Below are 20,906 nucleotides of genomic sequence, written 5' to 3'. Positions count from 1 at the left end.
TCATCGGATTTCTTTATTTAGTTGATCTTGTGCTTCTCGCAAACGTCCATACAAAAGATAAGGCACTCGTCTTAATTCCGGCAAATTTTGGCAACCAAGTGCACACATAATCAAACGCAAATCTTCTTTCCAACCGTTTACAATCGTGATGACTTCATCCACCGAATATGTCTCAATCAATTCTAACATGGTGCGTGAAAGTCCTACAGCCTTAGCTCCTAACACAAAAGCCTTCACCATATCAAGCGGCTGCCGTACGCCACCACTCACCAAAATATCCATTTTATCCATCATCGGTTGAGCATTTAGTAAGACTTGGAGTGTCGATTGCCCCCAATCATTGAGATAGTCTCGATTGCCACCGCGCCTGTTTTCAATATAGGCGAAGCTCGTTCCGCCACGACCAGAAAGATCAACCGTTCGAATACCGAGGTCATAAGCAGTTTCGATCGTTGCCAAATCCATACCAAAGCCAACCTCTTTCAACACTACCGGGACTGTGCTTTGCTCAGCATAGTCTTTTAAATGTGCTCGCCAAGTTTTAAAAGAGCGTTCTCCTTCTGGCATGAGCAATTCTTGCATGAGATTGACATGTACTTGCAAAAAAAGAGGATGAAGATCTGTGATTGCCTGCTGACCTAGGGAATACGGCTTATCCACTCCAATATTAGTGGCAAGGAGCAGGTTGGGCTTGTCTTTGCTGACAGCATAAGAATCATCTGCTGGATTATTCACGGCAGCACTGTAAGAGCCTGTGACAAAGAGAATACCGCAGGATTCTGCAACTTGTGCCAAGCGCTGATTGATGTCTTTCCCTTTCTCACTTCCACCTGTCATAGCATTGATGTAAAACGGAAATTCCCAATCTTTGCCTGCAAACTGCGTCGTCAAATCCATCTCGTCCAAATCATACTTAGGAAGCGAGCAATGAATAAGCTCCATGTCATCAAAACTGTTGTAGCCAGAGGTTTGCTCCAAAGCATACTTTATGTGCTCGTCTTTACGATTTTCACTCATTTATTCCCACCTCTCCTTATATAAAAGGACAACCTCTGCCCTTTGCCAACGTTCCACTAAGATTTGACTGGCTTGCGAATCAAAAGACAATGCTATGCCGCAGTCGCCACCGCCAGCACCGCTACTCTTTGCCACACAGTCCAATCCTTGACTGGCTCTTTTTAAAGCTCTCAGTTTTTCATTGTAAATAGCGGGGCTAAGTTCCGCCAATAGGTCGCTAACCTTTTCTAGGCTTTCTTTCATAATTTCCTTCTCACCAGCAAGCAGCGCCTTCTCCAGTCGAAGAACTTCTTCTTGTGTTTGTGTTAGAAAACTGGATGAAATTGCTGATTTGACCTGATTGATCAGATCTCTAGAAATAGCTGGTTCTTTTGTCCAGCCTACAAGAAAGTCAAACGTAAGTTGTGGTTGAATCCTCCGAATGACGTATCCCCAATCTTGGGATATTACCTGTTTTAAGGGCGAATCATTGATCTGCTCCGCTATTCTTTTGCGGTCAAAAGATTGGTAATAAATCAAATCTTCATAAGCGATACAAGCCACATCTCCCATTGAGCCATTGTCCCCACGTTTAAGAAGGACATAGGCTGCCAGCTTAAAGGTTTCCTCAGCAGATAACGCCAGACCATACAAGGCTATTATTGCTCGTATGGTTAAAACTACGACACTCCCACTAGAGCCAAGACCAAATTTTTTTCCATCTTGCTCCATTTTTCCAGTAATGGTTAAGAAAAAGGGACGTAGTGAAATGGATCGACTTTGTAAAAACTCATTCATAACAGCAACCGTATCCTGAATGAGACTGTACTCATCATCAGGTGTCAAATCTACAGTATGGTCAAACATATCTGAAAACAACTGATAACGTTCAGAAAAATGAATTTTTCCCGTCATATAAATCGGAATATTTTTCAGAATCGCGCCTTGTCCCGCTGTCAATACAGAGTATTCCCCTGCCAAATACAATTTCCCGCATGTTCTTACTGTTTTAGTCATCTGGCAATTCCTTCGTTTTAGAGACAATGAGGCGGTATTTTTCTGCAAATATCGGCACCAAATGCTCCAAATCTTCTTCCAAACACAGCACTTTTACATTTGGTCCTGCATCCATAGTGAAATAACAACGCTCTCCTTGACTGCGTAATTGTTTGATGAAGTCCATTGCTTCATAGCTTTTTTCGGTCAGGTAAGAAAACGCTGGCGTTGCTGTCTGAGTGGTAGCATGCATGGCAAGCGCATTTTTTTCTGTTAATTCTCCCACCTTAGCAAAATCATTGTTAGACAAATAAGTCAACATGGCTTTATAATCTTCTTCGGACTGTCTCACCCAATCACTAAATGTCGTGGAGGTTTCTGCACAGCGTTTCATTCCCTCACGACTTGAAATCGGCTTTTTTTGATCATACAAAACCAGCATTATCATCGCTAATTTCAAATCTGTCTTTACTGGATAAATCTCTCCGCTATCCTTGTCCCAAGCTGCAATCGGTCCATAAAAACTCCGTGAGGAAGACCCAGAAGCTAATTTTGCTTTTTGTGCTTGCTCTTTTGTGGACAAGTGCAATTCAAAAAAGTCATTACAAGCCTTAACAAGCGCAGACAAACCGCTTGAACTGGATGAAAGCCCCGCTGCTGTCGGCATATTATTGTTGGTATCAATTCGTACAAAACCAGCTCCTTGAGGACGAAAACGATCTACAATATTGCTCATTTTTTTATGTTCAGCTTGATCTTGCAGAACACCATTGATGTAAAATTCATCTGACTGGGCACTCGCTGGTAAGCTAGACAGAGTTGTTTCTGTGTACATATTTTCCAAGGTCAAAGAAATACTGCTCGTTGCAGGAATTATCTTGACAGTATCTTTCTTACCCCAATATTTGATAATGGCAATATTGGCATAAGACCGCACCTTTACAGACTTTCGATCCATGTGTTTACCGCTCCTTTCTCCCTCAATAAATCAGCCAAACTGACAGCCTTTTCTTTGCTCGCCACTAGAGCGATAATGCAGCCACCTAGACCACCACCACTCATTTTCGCACCAAGCGCTCCATTTTCTTGCGCTGTGGCAACAAGTCGATCGGCTTCAGGGCAACTCACGCCTAGATTTTTTAAGCTGAGGTGAGCTTTTGACATGGCAATCCCGATTCTCTCTAAATCTTTTACTTTTAAAGCTTCTTCAACTTCATTGGTTAATTTTCCAAGCTGATGAAGATGTGGCAAAGCGGTCATTCCGAGTTGCTCAACTTCTTGGATAGCTTCCCGTGTATGCCCATAAATCCCTGTGTCTGCAATCACAAGATAGGCTCCAAGATTCGTCTCAAACTCTGAAAAACCAACATTTTTGATGAATTTAATAGCACGATCGCTTAAGCATGTCTTAGCATCTAAACCACTCGGATTCATGTGGGCAATCATCTCCGCTCGATTGGCTAAAATTTCCAGAGTTTCCCTATCCAACTCCTGCTCATAGTAATCAAAAACAGCTCGAATCGCAGCAATACTCACTGCCGCAGAAGAACCCATTCCGCGCTTTTCAGGCACCATTGACTCAATCTCACAGCGAATATAAGCCTCTTGCACCCCTAGAAATTCCAAAGAAGCAAAAACCGCCATAGAAAGAGTATCTTCTTCATACAAAATCCACGCATGATCTGACGGCAAAATGCGACAAGTCACTTCAATATTAGTTAAAGGTAGAGCCAAAGCAGGGTAGCCATAGACAACGGCATGCTCCCCTATCAAAATAATCTTACTATGTGCCCGACCGACACCTACTTTTTTTGTCATATTCTCTCTCTACATCACAATACTTCATCTATTATTTTAATATAATTCATAGAAAAAAGCGATTGTTAGTAGTCAATTCCTTTTATATTCCAAACTAATTTATTTCAACTTTTAAAACAGCGAAAAAGAGCAGGAAATCCAGCTCTTATCCTAACTGTCTTCATTTTACAGATTTTGTTTAATCAAATCCATAAGCTCATTGCGGTCTAAAATCCATTGTGCACGTTCGTCTTTCTCATACGTTCGGTTGGAAAGGAAGATGACCGCTTTCTGCTGTAAACGATTAAACATAATAAACGTTCCAGTATAGCCTGTGTGCTGCAACCACTCTTTGTCTAAATCCCAAGCAAGACTGCGTGTTTTTCCAATCTCCTTTGAGAAATTTTTTGTCAAAGTTGCTGCAAAGTTATCCTGTAAATAATGCTCCAAAAAGAGCTCCAAATCCCGAACTGTCGAAAACAAGCCTGCACTACCAGCATGTCTGCCCAACACATGCGCTTTGGGGTCATGTACAACTCCCTCCTTCACACCGCGAACCGTTGGCACCGCTTGCGCAACAGGTCCAAACGCTGTTTCTTTCATACCCCAAGGCTGAAAAATTTTCCGCTCAAAAATGTCACTCAAAGAAGAATGAAAAATTTCTTCTACCATAAAACCCAGCAATAAAAAATTTACATCAGTATAACGAAAATGCTTGTTATCAAGCACTTTCAAATGATTTAGCGCCTCTTTCAATTCGACCGCATTGAGTGCATCTCGATTGGGGATAAAGGGATCTAGCCCTGATGTGTGAGTAGCCAGCTGACCTACCGTGACAGAATTGTCATGAAAAGCGGGATAATATTGTGTTAGCGGTGCATCTAAATCTAGTTTTTCCTCATGGAATAGAACAGCCAAAATCGTTCCGACACCCACAACCTTACTGACGCTCGCTAAGTCATAGACCAGTCCTGCTTGAGTCTTCTCGCCTCGCTCAGGATTGCTCTCACCAAGATAATATTCTTGCCACTCTCCACGAGTATACAAAGCTAAGCTAGCTCCAGGATAGATTTGCTGTGCTATCTGTTCTTCGACTTTTGAGAGAATCTTGCTTGAACTCATACTGCTTCAATCCAAACTTCAATTTGGCTCTCATCTTTGGTCAGGAAAAATTTGCCCGATTTAGGTATAAAATTTTCTCTTCCTTGAAATAAATCACGCAATGCTTCCACATCAAATTGCTCAACTATAAATTTAATCATTGCCAAATCCCAAGTTTGAGTACTCTCCGTCAGCAAATCTGGTCCGCTTGCTGGTGAGAATGTTAGAATAGACTGATTTCCTAGCCATTCCTGATAAAAAGTGACTGCTTTTTCCTTATCTGGAGCATTGATATGAATCTGCTCTATAGTAAATTGACTGAGCCCAACAAAATCCTCTAGCGGCGTAAATGCTGGTGCAATCATCACTCTCTGCAAGGTTGTCCAATCTTCCTCGCTATGCAGTAAAAACGTATCTCCTTCCGGCGAAGTTGCTTCAAAAGCATAGCCATTATCACCTTGGTAAAGATAATCAACTTTGCTGCCACGCGCTAAAAGTGCTTCAATTTCTCGTGAATCGGCTACTTTAATAACAATTTTCGCTAATTTCTTAGTCCCAACAACTTTGCGAGTGCGCATACTGGGCGACTCCTCTAGCTGCAATTTTTCAACTTTTGTCTGATCTCCAAGGCTGACAAAAGCTCCTTCCTCTAGCAAATTTTTCATCCCCAAAGTTTGACAATAAAATGCGAGATTGTTTTTTCGATTATTGATTTTTAATACTGGTATCGTATTTACAATTTTATTTGTTGAACACATAAATTCCTCCAAGCCTTTCTATTTTAAATAATTTTTGTGTATTTTACAAATATTTATGTAAAAATAGAAAAAATTGTGCTATTACTGATAAATATTTTGTACCACTACCAGCTCATTTGCCGACTCAAATTCATATTGAAGGTAAGACTGATAAGTTCCCGGCGCAATAATCCCACGCATATCTAAAATGGCTGTTCCAGCCTGTCCGATAATGCTATCGGCTAGCAGACAACAATTGGTAGACAGGATAAAATAAGTCTTAAAACGACTTGTTTTAAACTTATATAAACGAGCATTCAACTCATGCTTCAATTTATAAGCATACGTGCGCTTACCATCTTTCAAATTCGCCGGTGGATCCCACACTTCCAACAACTCATCAATCTCAGCCAACCGTTTCTCCACAGCTAGCTTTTGCTCATCTGTCAAAGATAACCCATAACCAAACAAGGTTTTTTTGCTTTCTTCTTTGCACAAATCAATATAAACGTCTTTATCCACTTTAAACAAGACACCGTCTCCAATCGTGCCGAATAAACGCTCTGAAAAAATATCATAACTACCATAGGAAACAACTTTTCCTTTATAGCAAATATCAACGTGACCAATCATCCCAAAAAGATTTTGATCTGATGTATGAATCAGCACTTCTAAGTCAACTAGCTTTTGTTCATCTCGAATACGGCTGTAAACCTTTTGGTGTTCTCGTTTTTCACCCTGCAAAAAACGATTAAAACGATTCAGTTGCTCTGCTGGGAAAAAGGCAGCGATAATGACAGGCAGGTTAATCCGAATACGGCGTCGAAGTTGTTTTTTCTCCACATCGGTGTTGAACATAAGACCGTCTCGAACGTTAGAAAAGCCTAGTAATATCAGATAAATACCAACAATCAAAAATTGCATCCTACCATCCGTGCTAGGAGAAAAGACAGTTGTCAGTCCAATCCCGCCATAAAGCAAGGTATCAAAAAGATAACGGAAACCGCCTTTTAGCTTATTTTGACGGTAAAGAAGATAAGTAATGCCATAGACTGCCGCCGTACACAACTGATAGCAGCCCAATATAATAATGACAATATTGACTGGCAGATTGCTGGCACGGTTAAGAAAGCCAACAACCAGCCCCACCAAAACATGGAGGAGGGCAGAACCAAGACTGATACGATTTTTCTTCACTAAGAAACGGAAAAAAAGATTGATAACTCCGACAAATAAAAAGTAAATGACCAATAAATCTAGGGCAAATTTTGTAAAACCAACACCGTTTGCAATAATAATAACACCAAAAAGAATCGCCAAAATACCGAACAATAGAGTCCGTCTCCCACTTAGTTTATCTAATTCCATTTCATCTCTCCCAAATAAAAGGCAGGAATGAGACAAAAATTGTTACTTTGCAAAAAATCAGTTTTGCTGTCTCACTCCCGTTACTGTTATTATCCTTACTCTTTAGTATAGCATTTTATATTGGCAAGCGTCTAGTCACTTATCTATTTTTTCGCTCAATCTTATCTCTTCGTTATCAAAAAACGGCTCGTAATGAACCGTTTCTTTTTTGACAACTTATCCATAAATCATCTTGTAAAGTGCTACTGCAGCAATACCGGCAAGGATTGGAGATACAACTGGTACCCAAGCATACCACCATTTTGAATCTCCTTTGTGCTCACCAAGAACTGATTTTGGAAGAAGAAAATGAAGAATACGTGGGCCTAAGTCACGTGCAGGGTTCAGACCTGGACCTGTAGGACCACCAAGTGACGTTACCAATGCCATGACAAGGAAACCAAGTGCTAAGTGGGCAACCGCAAGTCCGGCATTGATGTGAGAACCAATTGCAACTTTTCCTTGGATTTGAGTAGCATCCACTCCACGAGTAGCAGCATATTTAACAACTTCTGCACCAAAATAGTTTTTGGTCATGGCCATTGCTGCAAAGAACAAGATAAATGAACCAATAAATTCATTGACAAAGCCATTTATCATAGAAGCAGCATGTGATTTCTTGCTTCCGTCATCCGTATTTACAATAGTTGAGAATGATCCCAAAATCGCATTAGGATTTGTTGTTTGTAAATAGTAAGGGCGGTGACTCGCTACTACTAATGCTTGTCCAAATATCGCTCCCAATAATTGTGCAATAATGTAAGGCGCAACTTGTGCCCAAGGGAAGTATCCGCTAATTGCAAGTCCTAGTGTGAATGCAGGATTGATATGGTTTCCTGATACATTTCCAAACATAAGGGCAGGAATCATAACCCCCATACCATAACCAACTGCAATGACTAACCAGCCGCTTTGATGACCTTTGGTTCCCTTTAATTCCACATTGGCAACAGCTCCGTTCCCCAAAATAATGAGAATTGCCGTTCCAAGAAATTCTGTGATATATTTCACAGCCCATGTGACGTCCATTTTTGTTCTCCTCTTTAATTAAAAAATTTTAGACAAATCCTATTTTATCAGTTACAATGGATAATGTAAAGGTTATTTTTTGACAAAATGTAAAAAAGGAGTAAAAATATGCGCTATAATCAGTATAGTTATACACCAGAAACAAACGAAAAAATGCTGGCTGAAATGGAAAGCATTGGATTTTCTTTCCAACCAGGGCATTCTGATAAAGAAAATTTGGAAACTTTTGTACGTAGAACTCTTTTTAATTATAAACATACAGACTATGCCCTAAAATCTTTGATTGCCAATTCAAAAACAGACTTACTCAGTTTTTTTACGTCCAATCAAGAATTGACAGCAGAGATTTTTTATACCATCATTTTTCAATTGCTGGAATTTGTGCCCTTTGTTGACTTCGACGATGTAGAAACATTCCGCAAGGACGTAAACTTTCCCATTACCTATGGAAATCTGCTCGAAAATCTCTATCAGTTGCTCAACACACGCACCAAAAACGGCAATCTCTTGATTGATAAACTAGTGAGCGACGGTTTGATTCCTGAAGACAATACCTACCACTATTTCAATGGTAAAAGTCTTGCGACTTTTACTAGCCATAATGCAATCCGCGAAGTGGTCTATGTGGAATCGCGCGTGGATACCGACGAAGACGGTCTGCCTGATTTGATTAAGGTCAGTATCATTCGTCCTCGTTTTGACGGACAAATTCCTGCCGTTATGACTGCCAGCCCTTATCACCAAGGAACCAACGACAAAGCTAGCGACAAAGCGCTCTATAACATGAATGTGGATTTGGTTAAAAAGGAAGCTGGAAAAATTACCGTCCATAACTCTGAAGTTTGCTTGGTTGAACCACAAGGTCAAGCAGTATTGGTGGAGCAAGCAGAAGAAACACTCGGTCATATCGGTACTTACACGCTCAATGATTATTTGCTTCCTCGTGGTTTTGCTAATTTATATGTATCAGGTGTGGGAACCAAGGACTCTGAGGGGCTTATGACGAGCGGAGATTATTATCAAATCGAAGCCTATAAAAATGTTATTGATTGGTTAAATGGTCGCTGCCGTGCGTTCACAGACCATACCAAACAGCGAGAAATCAAAGCCACTTGGTCCAATGGAAAAGTTGCTACAACAGGAATTTCTTACCTCGGAACCTTGTCAAATGGGCTAGCTACGACTGGCGTAGAAGGGCTGGAGGTTATTATTGCCGAAGCTGGAATTTCTTCTTGGTACAATTACTATCGTGAAAATGGTTTGGTGACAAGTCCTGGGGGCTATCCTGGTGAAGATTTTGACTCTTTGACAGAATTAACCTACTCACGCAATCTTCTAGCAGGTGAACGTCTTCGTCACGATGCTGAGTATCAAAAAAGCCTCAAATCATTAAAAGAAAATCTCGATCGCAAAACAGGGGACTACAATCAATTTTGGCATGACCGCAACTATCTGATTCACGCGCACAAGGTCAAAGCCGAAGTCGTCTTTACGCATGGCTCCCAAGACTGGAATGTCAAGCCGCTCAATGTGTACAACATGTTCCATGCCCTGCCACAAAACATCAAAAAGCATTTGTTTTTCCACAACGGTGCTCACGTTTACATGAACAATTGGCAATCCATTGACTTTCGTGAGTCCATGAATGCACTTCTCAGCAAGAAACTGCTAGGCTACAATTCTCACTTTGAATTGCCAACCGTAATCTGGCAAGACAATAGTCAAGCACAAAGCTGGTTGTCACTAGAGACTTTCGGCAATCCAGAACACTACACTCATTTCAATCTAGGTAGTACTACTCAAGATATTCAAAATGCTTACTCTGAGACGGACTACAAGCGTTTCAGCAAGACCTATCAAACCTTCAAAAATGAACTCTTTGACGGAAAAGTCAATCAAGTGACCGTTGACTTCACCTTAGAAAAAGACCTTTTCCTTAACGGCCCCGTCAAGCTCAATCTGCACCTTAAATCCAGCACCGATAAAGGCTTGATTTCCGCACAGCTGTTAGATCTTGGACAAGCTAAACGTCTCACCCCAATTCCTGGCGTCCTTGCACCAAAAGTCATGGACAATGGTCGCTTTTATATGCTGGATCATTTAATGGAATTGCCTTTCAAAGAGACACCGCATCGCGTTGTGACAAAAGGATTTCTCAATCTGCAAAACCGCAACGATTTGCTAACAGTCGAAGAAGTCACACCAGATCAATGGATGGAAATTTCTTTTGAACTCCAACCAACTATCTACAAAATGGTAGCAGGTGATACACTCCGTCTTGTCCTTTATACTACCGACTTTGAGCACACCGTCCGCGATAATACCGACTATCATTTGACCATTGACCTAGCAAACTCTAGCTTAGATGTGCCAGATATGGTAAAATAAGATGTTAATGTTTGAAAATTAAGGAGAACTAAAACAATGATGAACATGCAATCCATGATGAAACAAGCACAAAAATTGCAAAAACAAATGGAAAAAGGGCAAGCCGAGCTTGCTGCGACAGAATTTGTTGGCAAATCTGCCCAAGACCTCGTGGTCGCAACTCTTACAGGTGATAAAAAAGTCGTCAAAATCGACTTCCAAGAAGCTGTTGTCGACCCAGAAGACTTAGAAACTTTATCTGACATGACAACCCAAGCTATCAACGCTGCCCTCGTAGAAATTGATGCCGCAACTAAGAAAAAGTTAGGTGCCTTTGCAGGCAAAATGCCGTTTTAAAACAAATCTCAAAAAACTCACCCCCTCCTAGTTCATTGCTAAGAGGGGGCTATTTTATGTAAAATTAAAGAAATCAAAGGCTTTATTAAGGAGTAAGTCTGTATATTTTGGATTGTCTTTCAGCTCTTTAATGGAACTTTGCACCAGTTGAACATCATCCGTTATGATACCGTCAACATTCAAGCGGAAAGATTTTGCAATGCTGTTTACATCGTTGACCGTCCAATCATAGAGCAATTTATCTGCTTGCCACAACTTAGAAACAAAGTTTTCATCTAGTGTGGAGTATTCCATAGTATAACCACTAGCTTTGGTTCGTGGGAAGATTGTATTATAAGGCAGGATAAAAAAGCTTTTAATGCTAGCATCGTATTTCACAACTTTTTCAATCACGCGATAGTCCAATGAGTGCATTTGATGACCGTACTTTTTAATCGTTGGGCCATATTTTTTCAAAAAGCGCTCCATCATATCCGAAGAATCTTTTTTGCTGGTTTTGATTTCAATGAGCAACCGCTGCCCCAATTCGTTGGCACGGTTGAGATACGCATCAAAACTGGAAATTTTTGTCCGATAGCCATTTTCTGAAACCTCTAAAGCAGTTAGTTCTGCCAAGGTCAAATCCTGTGGACTTGCATTGACACCTGCCAAATTGAAAAGATTAGCATCGTGCATCATGACAAATTGACTATCTTTTGTCTCTTGCACATCCATTTCAATGTAGTCTGGCTTCAGCAAAGCGGTCTTTTCCAATGACTGAATCGTATTTTGTACACCATTTTCCTGCGACACTCCTCGATGAGAAATCGTAACAGGAACCGTTTCCAATGGAAAAATGAGATACATATAACCTTCTACAGCAAAGAATATAGAAGCAATGGAAATCACAAGCCAGCGCAAAACGCGATCGAACTTTCGCCGCGGACAATCCGCCAAGCCTTGCTCAGTTAGAAAAGAAACAAATTTAATCAAGAAATAGCTCAACATCAGATAGTGAGCATTTTTCAGCAACACATAATTCATCACACCAGCAATCGTTGCCACTTGATTGGAATGACCGTCTGCAACATGCTGTAAAAGAAAGAGAGGCAGAGTCATTCCAAAAAAGAAGAGAAAAGTCTTTGTCACAATCCAAAACAACTGCCAAGAATAAAAGAAAGTTCGTTTCTTGGTTTTTTCTAAGCTGAACTGCACCGCTTCTCTTACGGAAGAATTTTCAAAAAAGATTTTGGGCAAGGCAAACATCAAACGGACAGCAACCAATAACATCAGCCATACAAGTAGAGTCAGGACGACAGCACCCCCAAAATACGTCTCTTTCAAATAAGTTAAGATAAAATTTGGAACTAAAATTTTGTTTAGATAGTAAATTTTGAGAATTTTTCGGAGAAAAGGAAAGAGCAGAGCGATGTAGAACAAGACAAACAAGATTTTACTAGGACGTACCTGCTTTAAGATGAGTAAACTGTCTGCTATGGTTTTCTTGGTAAACTTCAAGAGTGTTCGCTTTTCTTGAGTCAATAGATTGTGCGCTCCTAAAAAAAGAAGTGTGATTTGAACATAAGCGACCAACAGATTGGCTAAAAACAAGAGGATAAAAGCCAGAGTAACTAGAGGATGACTAGATAACACTCCAACTACATTGTTATACGATAGAAATTGATAGCCCGTCTGACGAAGCAAAGTACCTGCCGCCCACGAATTAAAAGGCAACCAAGCATATTCTGTCAGCATAAAAATAATAAAAAACAAAAATAGAATTTTATCAAGATTTTGATAGAGTTTTTGAAAACCTAAACGCTGTTGTTTCATCATTCTCCTTTAACTTATTTTTCATCAACTGAAGCATAAAGAGGATTTGCTAGACGGATTAAGTCAGCATAATCTTGTTTTAATGCTTCAAAAACTATTCTGACCTCTGTCGGAATCTCCACATGCGCAATGTTGTTCTTTCCTTTTGGCCCATATCCAGCTGCATTGTCTGTTAAACGGGGAATTTCTCCCATTAACAAACTTATATAACGCTCCATTGCCCACATACCATGAAGTTTCTGTTTAAAAGTCAACTGTTCTTCTTTCACCGTCACTTCTGCATGATATGCAGCAAAATTGATAATTTTCTTTTCCTTAGAGAGGTACTTTCTAAGCCCTGCGTCCATTCGTTCCTGCATAGTGGCATCCTGACAAAAAATAATAGACTGATAATCAATCTTTTCGTGCTCCAACAAATCCAATAAATAAGTGATGTTGTTTCCACAATTGGTCGAGCGACACTCCAAATAATCAGCTGCTAAGTTATACTTTTCTTTCAAGTAAGCATTGAAAATTTCTGCCTCTGACAAAGTTTGTGTTTCTATTTTCGGATACTCTTTAGCGACTACTTGGCGCAAAGTATCAGTCGTATGACCCGCGCCACCAACAATCACATAAATCTTTGCGATATTCGCGAACATAGCCTGCGCTAGAATATTTCCACCCGCTAGAATACTCCCACCAAACAGCACCATGACATCAGCCTGTTTTAGGCTATATTTATCTTCTAAAGCTTTTTGTGTTAATTCTGGCAAATCGCGTTTTCCACAAAAAGAGCCAAGGATATTGATATTGTTTGCTAGTTCTTCCTTTACCATACCTTTCATTCTATAAAAAAATCTCAGTTTCTTCAACCGAGATTCTCTCTATCGTCCAAACAATCTTGCAAAGAAACCTTTCTGCTCTTGTGCTTGCACTTTTTCTTTAGCTTCGTCCAATTCTAATAGCAACGTTTCACGCTCATTCATGGCCTTAGCAGTCAATTGCTGCTGCTGGTCTAATTGCTTATCTTTTTCAGCAATTTGCACATCTTTCACGCGCAATTGCTCATCTTTTTTAGCTAATTGAGCATCTTTTGCTTTTAACTGGTCATACAAACGCACAATTTCTGCATTTTTCTCATCTACCAAAATTTCCATGAGCTCACGTTGCTTGACATCTTCGCTGACCGGTTCATCTTCAAAAATCGTCTTTTTGTAAATTTCTTCCAGCTTTATCAAACCGCTGCGCGTCACAACGGTGACCCCTTTTTCATTCTTGTCGGTATCTTCGGGCGCAAGAGTTTTGACCCGATTGTTCATCGCCTGACGGCTAATCCCTAAAATCTCGGCTAGCTCGCTGACTGTCTTTTCAATTGCCATAATTTCCTCTGAAACTTTTTCTAGATATATACCTAAATCTTATCATATCAAGGCTTAACTGTCAAATTTGCTCCGGATTTCAAGGAATTTCACCATATTTATGATACAATAAAATTTGACATATTCATTTAAAGAAAGAAGTACAATGAACCATTTTGATACAATCGTGATAGGCGGAGGACCTGCTGGTATGATGGCTGCTATTTCCAGTTCTTTTCATGGACAAAAGACTCTCCTCTTAGAAAAAAATAAACGCTTAGGTAAGAAACTTGCCGGAACAGGTGGCGGACGCTGCAATGTGACGAATAATGGCACTTTAGAAGATTTATTAGCTGGCATACCAGGCAACGGTCGCTTCCTCTACAGTGTCTTTTCCCAGTTTGACAATCATGACATTATGAATTTTTTCACTGAGAATGGCGTGAAACTTAAAGTGGAAGACCACGAGCGCGTTTTCCCAACAACAGACAAATCTTCTACAATTATTGAAGCCTTGGAACAAAAAATAAAAGAGCTGGGTGCTACAATCAAGACACAGACAGAAGTGGTTTCTGTAAAGAAAAACGCGGATTGCTTTATCATCAAGTCAAGTGAGCACATTTGGAGCAGCGACCGATTGATTGTCACCACAGGTGGTAAATCCTATCCTTCAACTGGCTCTACTGGCTTTGGCTATGAGATTGCGCGTCATTTCAACCATACGGTTACTGAGCTAGAGGCTGCTGAAAGCCCACTTTTGACTGACTTTCCACATAGGGCTTTGCAGGGGATTGCATTAGCCAATGTCACCCTCCATTATGATAAACATATCATCACTCACGACCTTCTCTTTACTCATTTTGGTTTATCTGGTCCAGCCGCATTGCGACTTTCCAGTTTCCTCAAAGGCGGTGAAACCATTTATTTAGATGTCTTACCACAGTTTTCTGCGGAAGATTTGGCAGCATTTTTAGAAAATAACCGAGAAAAATCGCTCAAAAATAGCCTCAAACAATTGCTTCCTGAACGTCTGGCAGACTTTTTCGCGCAGCCATTCCCTGAAAAAGGCAAACAATTGACTGAAAAAGAAAAAGAAGAGCTCATTCAACAGCTCAAAGCTCTACCGATTCCTATTATCGGCAAAATGTCTCTAGCCAAATCTTTTGTGACCAAAGGCGGTGTCAGTCTTAAGGAAATCAATCCCAAGACTTTAGAAAGCAAACTAGTTTCTGGGCTTTATTTTGCTGGCGAAGTGCTGGATATCAATGCTCATACCGGTGGATTTAATATTACAGTCGCTCTCTGTACTGGCTGGGTTGCTGGAAGTGTGGAATACTAAAAATAGAGCAAATGCTACCATGCAGAACACTAGTATTTGCCCTATTTTTTATTTTACTTGTGAACGTATGCTTGGATAACATCTGCTACATATTGAGCTGTTCCAACTCCAAATTGGTCAATATTTTTCTTAAATTCAGGATTTGCCACGTAGCCTTTTCCAATAAAAGCGAAAACTTCCAGAGAACAATCAAAGGCATAGGTATTCATTGCTTGAAATAACTGCTCGGCTTCTGATAAATTCTCTTGTGCTTCCACAGCTAGACCTTTTTGCATATTATTAGCTAGATTGCGAAAAACTTTGTTAAATGCTTCCGTCGTCTCAGTTTCTTTGCCAACTTGTCGTACACGAGACTCGTCCATTACTTCTTGACCGTATGTTTCAACCGCTTGATGATAATAATTTGCATGGTCTTCGTAGGTAAATCCAACAAATTTTTCTTGTGTCGTCATTTTTCTTTCTCCTTTTTGAGCTTGAATTGTCTTTTGCAAGGTGAAAATCAAGGTATCCAAATGTCCCCTTTCCTGCTGCAAAAACTGCAATTGCTTGTTCAAGTGAGGCAATAGTTCCTGCTCTTCCTGACTTAGTAGCTCTGCTATTTTCTTTAAAGAAAATCCAAGATATTTGTAAAATAAAATAACTTGCAGGCGCTCTAAATCTGCTTCACTATAAAGACGATACCCGTTTTCAGACTTTTGCGGCACAAGCAAGCCTATCTTATCATAGTGATGCAGTGTTTTGACAGAAACACCTGAAAGCTGCGCAGCTTCTTTGATTTGATACATCATTTCCTCCTTACAAATCTCATTATAAACCCTCCCCTTAGGTTGAAGTCAATACTTTTTTAAAAATATTTTACCCCCAAATAGAGTTATCACAAAGTACGCCCTTGCTTTGTACAAAAAATCACTAATGTTGCTTGCAAAGCAAATCTCAACACCATTCGCTTTTCAAATACGAAAGAGCACTTTTGACGAAAACTTTGTTTTCTTTATCCACCACCTCAATAGTCTAAGGGACTGTTGAGCACCCTTGCGGGGGTGAAACTACCAGCTCCCATTGTGCCTGGGAAACTCTAAACTGACTAAAAACAGCAAAGTTTTTCCGAACTCCCCCTGTAATGATAACTAACATAAACAGAGGCGGCAAGTTAATAGTTCTTTTGTCCCTATTGTCTCTGTTAGCTATCTCTTCTTTCACTTGTTTCAACTGCATCTCAAAACGAAAGAAAACATAGAAATAATAAGGATTTTCGCTCGTAGAATATATGAATTTTATTGTATTATTTGTGAAATTTTGGTAATATATATATAATAATACAAGAGTACTTGTATGAGGAAAGTTAGTGTCTGGCTATCCTTAAAAATAAACAAAGAATAGAAAGGATTAAAATGTCAAAAAAGAAAAAAGACACACCGTTAGTCTTTCTAGTCTTGCTGAAGTGGTTAGCTGAACTGATCTATTTTGTAGGAATTGTGTTCGTTGCCGGCACAGCTCTCCTACTCTTAACATATAATATTCTCAATATACCGCTAAACTATATCCACATTGCGGCTTTAATTGCTTCTTTCATCTACATATTGGTTGGATTTTTAGTGGCAAATAGTTCCGAAGACATCGTAATCGCTAGCAACTACTTTAAAATCCTATCGGCGCTTGGTTACTTAGCAGTCATTAGCTACTTTGACAATCAACTATTTGATTATTTAAAAAATCCAGTCGTTGATATCTGCTTAGCCATACCATTTTTGATTGCCATTATTTATAAAAAAATTTATAGAAAAATGATTTACCGTGCTGTCTTTAAAAAACATCATTCTGTCTCTTTTTACAGTGAGTATTCAAGTATTGAAGAGATAAAAGACTCGATGTTAGAAGCTGTCCGTGAAGCAGTCAAGGACGGTCACAAAGAAAATGTAGAAGTTGTCGGAAAAAATTTCCGGCAAGATGCAAAAGGAAATATCATCGGTATTTTCAAAATTTCACTAGCTCGTAAATTATTTAAAATCACTCAGCCAAAACTAATGCTGATCACCTTAAACTTTAATATCAATAATAATGAATAGGAGTCTACAATCATGTCAGAAATAGATAAACCCGTTTTAACACTAGAGCAAGATCGCTTCTTAAAAAACAAATCATTTGATACTTACAAAAAAAACTTGAAGTGCTATCAAGAGCTTATAGTGCTAATGCCATGAAAACAATCAATGGCTTCTCATTAGATTCAGAAGAACAATACAAAGCACTGTTTGAAGCTGTATTTTCAGGTGTTTGGGACGTTGATACCGGCATGCGTTATGTCAATGTCACAGAAATTATTGGCGTCTCTAGTTTCTTAGCTGGACAAAAAGACGAAAACGGTTATTATGTACGCAATGCTGATGGGGAAATTGTCTGGGATGTTGTAGATATTGATGAAGCTGAACTCTTCACAGACGAGCAAATCGCAACTATTGTTCCAAAAGAATATCGTGGGAAATCATTTGTTCTTCGTGAGTTAGATGCACGCAAAGAATGGGGAGAAAAGCAACCTTCAGAAGACATTTCTGAAGAGGTACAGCCCGTTGTTGAAGAGGCAGTCGTTGATGTAAAGACAGAACCAGAACCTGAGCCCGCACCAATTGTCCAACCAGCACCTACCGCTGAAACGAAGGTTAAACAACAAAAACCTATCGTAAAACCAGACCCAGTAGTAAAGCCACGTCCCATGACAAAATCTGAAAGACAACAACAAAAAAAGATTACACAAAAGAATCCATTAAAATTATCAATGCAACCATTGACAGCCTTGGATAGTAACAATTTTCAATAATATTAAAGAGGTTGGGACAAAGAGATTTCAATTTTTAAAAATCTTAATTATTAAGCCCTTCTAATCTATAATTAAATGCGAAAAGCGAATAAAGCAGAATTCTGATTACCAGAAAACTAGTTTTGTTCGCTTTTTATATTTGAGGTCGGACTTTTGTCCCAGCCTCTTTTGTCCTCTTTTCAATCTGAAAAGGATTGACTTAAATTTTAAAATAGAAGTAGAACGAAGCACTTTTGACTTATTTATCATATATCCAAATACACAATCAACAACGACATTATATTATAACAAAGAGGTTGAGACTCGGTCTCAACCTCTTTTTGTCACTATTGCCTAGCAAGAGTTAGGATAATCATCGTTAGGGACTTATTCTTCCTCTTTACGTTTCTTGAAGCCAAGCATTGACAATGCTGTAGCAGCAAACGCTAATCCTACCAATGCTGCACCATCATTTGTAACTTCACCTGTTGAAGGCAAGGTTACTTGTGGAGTTACAGGTTGTTTTGGAGTAGTTGGCACTACTGGAGTAGGTGTTGGTGTAGGAGGTGTTTGCGGTTTTTCAGGTGTCTTAGGAGTTTCTGGCGGTGTTTGTGGTTTGTCAGGAGTCTTAGGCTTGTCTGGCGTTACCACTGTTACCGTATTAGAATTTCTTTCAACACCATTGATGATTTCAGTAAAGGTATTCTTCACAGTACCATAGTCAAGTTGTTTCACTTGCATATAACCTGTAGCTTGGAATTCACTATTATCTGAAATACTGTTCAAGAAGGCGCTAGAGAATGAGTACACAACTGTTCTTGACTTGTGATCAATTGTTTGGCTGACATATTGCGTCAAGTCAGTACCTTTAGCTAATCTTGTACCATCTTTCAAGAGAAGGTCTGTCTTCGCAAACCATTTGTGAACACCGTTGTATTCTACTAATGGAGAGTAAGTATCTTTCACTTCCATCTTTTCAATCGCTTGACCACGATTAGCTGGTAAATAAGATGTTTCCAGTTCAAAGTTGTAAACTTGTCCAACCTTAACTGTCTTACCACTCAATGAATTCTGGTCTTTTTGACCATCTTCAACAGTTGCTACAACATCTTTCTTCGGATTGATCTTCGGAATGTTGTTGGTTACAAGGTTTGTTTCATGGATACCAGTAAAGTCGATTTGATAAGCACGGTTATCATACTTGCTAGCTTCCTTGATTTCCTTCTTAACGGTTGTTGGAAAGACTAGTTTCAGATTGATACCTTTCAAAACATAGTTGTTTGTGTAAGCTACTGGATCATCTGCTGTGGTTACGGCAAACTCACCATCAATCTTCAAGCCCTTAGCCTTGATGTAATCTTGAACCTTTTGTGGAGCTTCTGCAACAGATTTGTAAATCTTCGTTGTGAAGCCACTTTGAACTTTACCGTCTTCTGTTGTTACACGAACACCAGCCAAGTTAGGAGTGACATACTTACCAGAGTATTTTTCAACAACCATCAAGCCTGCTTGCTTATCTTTATCCGTTAAGCCTGTCATACCCTTGTATTGGTCATTGTCAATATCAATCGTATAAACTTCGGTTGAACCTGCCAACATGGTCTTACCGTTGACATCTTCACCCTTAGCATTGGTTCCTTTCTTCTTAGGCTCTGCTTTCACTTCCTTGTAGACATAAGTAACTTCGGTTACGCCTTTGGTAACTTTACCTTTTTCATTACCTTTTGTCTTTTCAGGAACGAGGTTGTACACTTTATCACCAGACTTGATCGCTGTCGTCTTGTGATCGGTCGTATCGTAATTTTCGCCAACACGAGCATGAGAAGTATCCGTTACATCTTCTTTGATCTTCTTACCAGATTCGTCTTCATAGTGAACAACTACATCACCGAATACTTGTTTGTAGATATACGTAACATCTGTATTTCCTTCAACAACGCGACCTTGTTCAAGACCTTGAGTCTTTTCAGGAACAATTTCATAGGTACGACCATCTTTTGTAGTAATCGTCTTATGAGCGTGATCACGAGTGTCATAAACCGTATTGATTGGAGCACCAGTTGTATCTTTTTCAGGATCTTTGATAACTTTGCCATCTTCATCTTTATAATGAACGGTTACATCACCAACCACTTCATCGTAAACATAGACAACACGAGTAGTTCCTTTGACAATCTTACCACTTTCTTGACCTTGAGTTGCATTTAGATCAATGCGATAAACTTTACCATCAGCTGTAGTAATTCTAGTTGGTTTGTGATCTGTTGTATCGTAGTTCGTACCAACTTTGCTATCTGGTGTATCAACAACACGTGGTGCGATAGTATTACCTTTCTTGTCTTGGTAATCAACGACAACGTTACCGTATTCATCTGGTGTTGGAATATCTGGTACAAGATCATAGTAGTAGGTAATATTGGTATTGCCTTCAACGACTTTTCCTGTTTCTGCACCTTGAGTTGCTTTCGGATCAAGACGATATTTCTTACCATCAACTGTCGTGATTGTTTCTTTCCGTTGATCGGTTGTATCGTAGTCTGTTCCCACTTCTGAACGTGGTGTATCGGTCACTTTCGGTGCGATAGTCACGCCGTCTTTGTTCTTGTACTCAACGGTAACATCACCGTATTTCTTTTGCGGTGCATCTGGAACAAGATCATAGTAGTAAACGATATTGGTATTGCCTTCTACCACCTTACCGGTTTCAGCGCCTTGGGTCGCTGTCAGATCCAGCTTGTACTTCTTGCCATCCACTACAGTAGTAATGGTGTCCTTACGCTGATCGGTAGTATCGTAATCAGTACCCACTTCAGAACGCGGTGTATCGGTCACTT

General features: G+C 39.7%; 18 protein-coding genes and 1 pseudogene. 5 read left to right on the top strand and 14 right to left on the bottom strand.

Annotated features, from left to right (window positions below):
- From fni to gla, 8 genes are all read right to left on the bottom strand, one after another.
- Positions 1-1,017 carry a type 2 isopentenyl-diphosphate Delta-isomerase gene (gene fni / locus HMPREF3249_RS08110; RefSeq protein WP_049534508.1) on the bottom strand — a complete coding sequence of 339 codons (1,017 nt, stop codon included), beginning with the start codon at positions 1,015-1,017 and terminating at the stop codon, positions 1-3.
- Positions 1,018-2,013 (bottom strand): phosphomevalonate kinase, encoded by a 996-nt coding sequence (locus HMPREF3249_RS08105; RefSeq protein ID WP_070496748.1) that lies wholly within the window; start codon positions 2,011-2,013, stop codon positions 1,018-1,020.
- A complete protein-coding gene (gene mvaD, locus HMPREF3249_RS08100; RefSeq protein ID WP_059221255.1) occupies positions 2,006-2,950 on the bottom strand; it encodes a diphosphomevalonate decarboxylase in 945 nt (314 codons plus the stop codon). Before mvaD ends, HMPREF3249_RS08105 begins: the two co-directional genes overlap by 8 nt.
- A complete protein-coding gene (mvk, locus tag HMPREF3249_RS08095) occupies positions 2,932-3,810 on the bottom strand; it encodes a mevalonate kinase (protein ID WP_059221257.1) in 879 nt (292 codons plus the stop codon). Before mvk ends, mvaD begins: the two co-directional genes overlap by 19 nt.
- Before the next feature lie 165 nt (positions 3,811-3,975).
- Positions 3,976-4,911: a serine hydrolase domain-containing protein gene (locus HMPREF3249_RS08090; protein ID WP_059221259.1), complete on the bottom strand. Its 936-nt coding sequence runs from the start codon at positions 4,909-4,911 to the stop codon at positions 3,976-3,978.
- Positions 4,908-5,648: a CppA N-terminal domain-containing protein gene (locus tag HMPREF3249_RS08085; protein ID WP_059221261.1), complete on the bottom strand. Its 741-nt coding sequence runs from the start codon at positions 5,646-5,648 to the stop codon at positions 4,908-4,910. The genes HMPREF3249_RS08090 and HMPREF3249_RS08085 overlap by 4 nt, the downstream gene beginning before the upstream one ends.
- Positions 5,649-5,729: 81 nt before the next feature.
- Positions 5,730-6,995: a hypothetical protein gene (locus tag HMPREF3249_RS08080; RefSeq protein ID WP_059221263.1), complete on the bottom strand. Its 1,266-nt coding sequence runs from the start codon at positions 6,993-6,995 to the stop codon at positions 5,730-5,732.
- Positions 6,996-7,211: 216 nt separating this feature from the next.
- Positions 7,212-8,063 (bottom strand): aquaglyceroporin Gla, encoded by an 852-nt coding sequence (gene gla, locus HMPREF3249_RS08075; RefSeq protein ID WP_003041668.1) that lies wholly within the window; start codon positions 8,061-8,063, stop codon positions 7,212-7,214.
- A gap of 108 nt (positions 8,064-8,171) precedes the next feature.
- On the opposite strand from gla, the gene HMPREF3249_RS08070 reads away from it, so the two are divergent.
- Positions 8,172-10,451, top strand: coding sequence for a Xaa-Pro dipeptidyl-peptidase (locus tag HMPREF3249_RS08070; RefSeq protein WP_070867561.1), 2,280 nt, complete (start codon positions 8,172-8,174; stop codon positions 10,449-10,451).
- 36 nt (positions 10,452-10,487) lie between these two features.
- Positions 10,488-10,787: a YbaB/EbfC family nucleoid-associated protein gene (locus HMPREF3249_RS08065; protein ID WP_003027109.1), complete on the top strand. Its 300-nt coding sequence runs from the start codon at positions 10,488-10,490 to the stop codon at positions 10,785-10,787.
- 54 nt (positions 10,788-10,841) lie between these two features.
- On the opposite strand, the gene HMPREF3249_RS08060 is transcribed toward HMPREF3249_RS08065, so the two are convergent.
- From HMPREF3249_RS08060 to HMPREF3249_RS08050, 3 genes are read right to left on the bottom strand one after another with little or no spacing between them, the layout of a single operon-like run.
- Complete coding sequence (locus HMPREF3249_RS08060) at positions 10,842-12,599, bottom strand: glycerophosphoryl diester phosphodiesterase membrane domain-containing protein (protein WP_070867560.1); 1,758 nt, start codon at positions 12,597-12,599, stop codon at positions 10,842-10,844.
- Between the two features lie 14 nt (positions 12,600-12,613).
- Positions 12,614-13,417 carry a hypothetical protein gene (locus tag HMPREF3249_RS08055; protein WP_070496759.1) on the bottom strand — a complete coding sequence of 268 codons (804 nt, stop codon included), beginning with the start codon at positions 13,415-13,417 and terminating at the stop codon, positions 12,614-12,616.
- Between the two features lie 48 nt (positions 13,418-13,465).
- A complete protein-coding gene (locus HMPREF3249_RS08050; RefSeq protein WP_003032083.1) occupies positions 13,466-13,960 on the bottom strand; it encodes a DUF536 domain-containing protein in 495 nt (164 codons plus the stop codon).
- A gap of 145 nt (positions 13,961-14,105) precedes the next feature.
- On the opposite strand from HMPREF3249_RS08050, the gene HMPREF3249_RS08045 reads away from it, so the two are divergent.
- Complete coding sequence (locus HMPREF3249_RS08045; protein WP_021001208.1) at positions 14,106-15,278, top strand: aminoacetone oxidase; 1,173 nt, start codon at positions 14,106-14,108, stop codon at positions 15,276-15,278.
- A 53-nt stretch (positions 15,279-15,331) separates the two neighbouring features.
- Here the strand turns inward: HMPREF3249_RS08045 and HMPREF3249_RS08040 are convergent, their stop codons facing one another.
- On the bottom strand, positions 15,332-16,063 hold the full coding sequence (locus tag HMPREF3249_RS08040) for a MerR family transcriptional regulator (RefSeq protein ID WP_037607385.1): 732 nt from the start codon (positions 16,061-16,063) through the stop codon (positions 15,332-15,334).
- A gap of 606 nt (positions 16,064-16,669) precedes the next feature.
- On the opposite strand from HMPREF3249_RS08040, the gene HMPREF3249_RS08035 reads away from it, so the two are divergent.
- Positions 16,670-17,344: a hypothetical protein gene (locus tag HMPREF3249_RS08035; protein ID WP_021001206.1), complete on the top strand. Its 675-nt coding sequence runs from the start codon at positions 16,670-16,672 to the stop codon at positions 17,342-17,344.
- Between the two features lie 131 nt (positions 17,345-17,475).
- A complete protein-coding gene (locus HMPREF3249_RS08030; protein WP_257369510.1) occupies positions 17,476-18,093 on the top strand; it encodes a hypothetical protein in 618 nt (205 codons plus the stop codon).
- Between the two features lie 366 nt (positions 18,094-18,459).
- On the opposite strand, the gene HMPREF3249_RS08025 is transcribed toward HMPREF3249_RS08030, so the two are convergent.
- Positions 18,460-20,394 (bottom strand): SspB-related isopeptide-forming adhesin, encoded by a 1,935-nt coding sequence (locus HMPREF3249_RS08025; RefSeq protein ID WP_373878941.1) that lies wholly within the window; start codon positions 20,392-20,394, stop codon positions 18,460-18,462.
- Positions 20,395-20,456: 62 nt separating this feature from the next.
- Positions 20,457-20,906, bottom strand: a pseudogene (locus HMPREF3249_RS09815) (MucBP domain-containing protein); the annotation flags it as partial.

It is taken from the genome of Streptococcus sp. HMSC36C04 (assembly GCF_001839535.1).
In the GTDB taxonomy this organism is placed as follows: Bacteria; Bacillota; Bacilli; order Lactobacillales; family Streptococcaceae; genus Streptococcus; species Streptococcus hominis.
This window is presented reverse-complemented; position numbering and strand designations above follow the sequence as displayed.

Coding starts and splice junctions, on each gene's coding strand:
- fni (WP_049534508.1), bottom strand. CDS start 1,017: ATGAGTGAAAATCGTAAAGACGAGCACATAAAGTATGCTTTGGAGCAA.
- HMPREF3249_RS08105 (WP_070496748.1), bottom strand. CDS start 2,013: ATGACTAAAACAGTAAGAACATGCGGGAAATTGTATTTGGCAGGGGAA.
- mvaD (WP_059221255.1), bottom strand. CDS start 2,950: ATGGATCGAAAGTCTGTAAAGGTGCGGTCTTATGCCAATATTGCCATT.
- mvk (WP_059221257.1), bottom strand. CDS start 3,810: ATGACAAAAAAAGTAGGTGTCGGTCGGGCACATAGTAAGATTATTTTG.
- HMPREF3249_RS08090 (WP_059221259.1), bottom strand. CDS start 4,911: ATGAGTTCAAGCAAGATTCTCTCAAAAGTCGAAGAACAGATAGCACAG.
- HMPREF3249_RS08085 (WP_059221261.1), bottom strand. CDS start 5,648: ATGTGTTCAACAAATAAAATTGTAAATACGATACCAGTATTAAAAATC.
- HMPREF3249_RS08080 (WP_059221263.1), bottom strand. CDS start 6,995: ATGGAATTAGATAAACTAAGTGGGAGACGGACTCTATTGTTCGGTATT.
- gla (WP_003041668.1), bottom strand. CDS start 8,063: ATGGACGTCACATGGGCTGTGAAATATATCACAGAATTTCTTGGAACG.
- HMPREF3249_RS08070 (WP_070867561.1), top strand. CDS start 8,172: ATGCGCTATAATCAGTATAGTTATACACCAGAAACAAACGAAAAAATG.
- HMPREF3249_RS08065 (WP_003027109.1), top strand. CDS start 10,488: ATGATGAACATGCAATCCATGATGAAACAAGCACAAAAATTGCAAAAA.
- HMPREF3249_RS08060 (WP_070867560.1), bottom strand. CDS start 12,599: ATGAAACAACAGCGTTTAGGTTTTCAAAAACTCTATCAAAATCTTGAT.
- HMPREF3249_RS08055 (WP_070496759.1), bottom strand. CDS start 13,417: ATGGTAAAGGAAGAACTAGCAAACAATATCAATATCCTTGGCTCTTTT.
- HMPREF3249_RS08050 (WP_003032083.1), bottom strand. CDS start 13,960: ATGGCAATTGAAAAGACAGTCAGCGAGCTAGCCGAGATTTTAGGGATT.
- HMPREF3249_RS08045 (WP_021001208.1), top strand. CDS start 14,106: ATGAACCATTTTGATACAATCGTGATAGGCGGAGGACCTGCTGGTATG.
- HMPREF3249_RS08040 (WP_037607385.1), bottom strand. CDS start 16,063: ATGTATCAAATCAAAGAAGCTGCGCAGCTTTCAGGTGTTTCTGTCAAA.
- HMPREF3249_RS08035 (WP_021001206.1), top strand. CDS start 16,670: ATGTCAAAAAAGAAAAAAGACACACCGTTAGTCTTTCTAGTCTTGCTG.
- HMPREF3249_RS08030 (WP_257369510.1), top strand. CDS start 17,476: ATGAAAACAATCAATGGCTTCTCATTAGATTCAGAAGAACAATACAAA.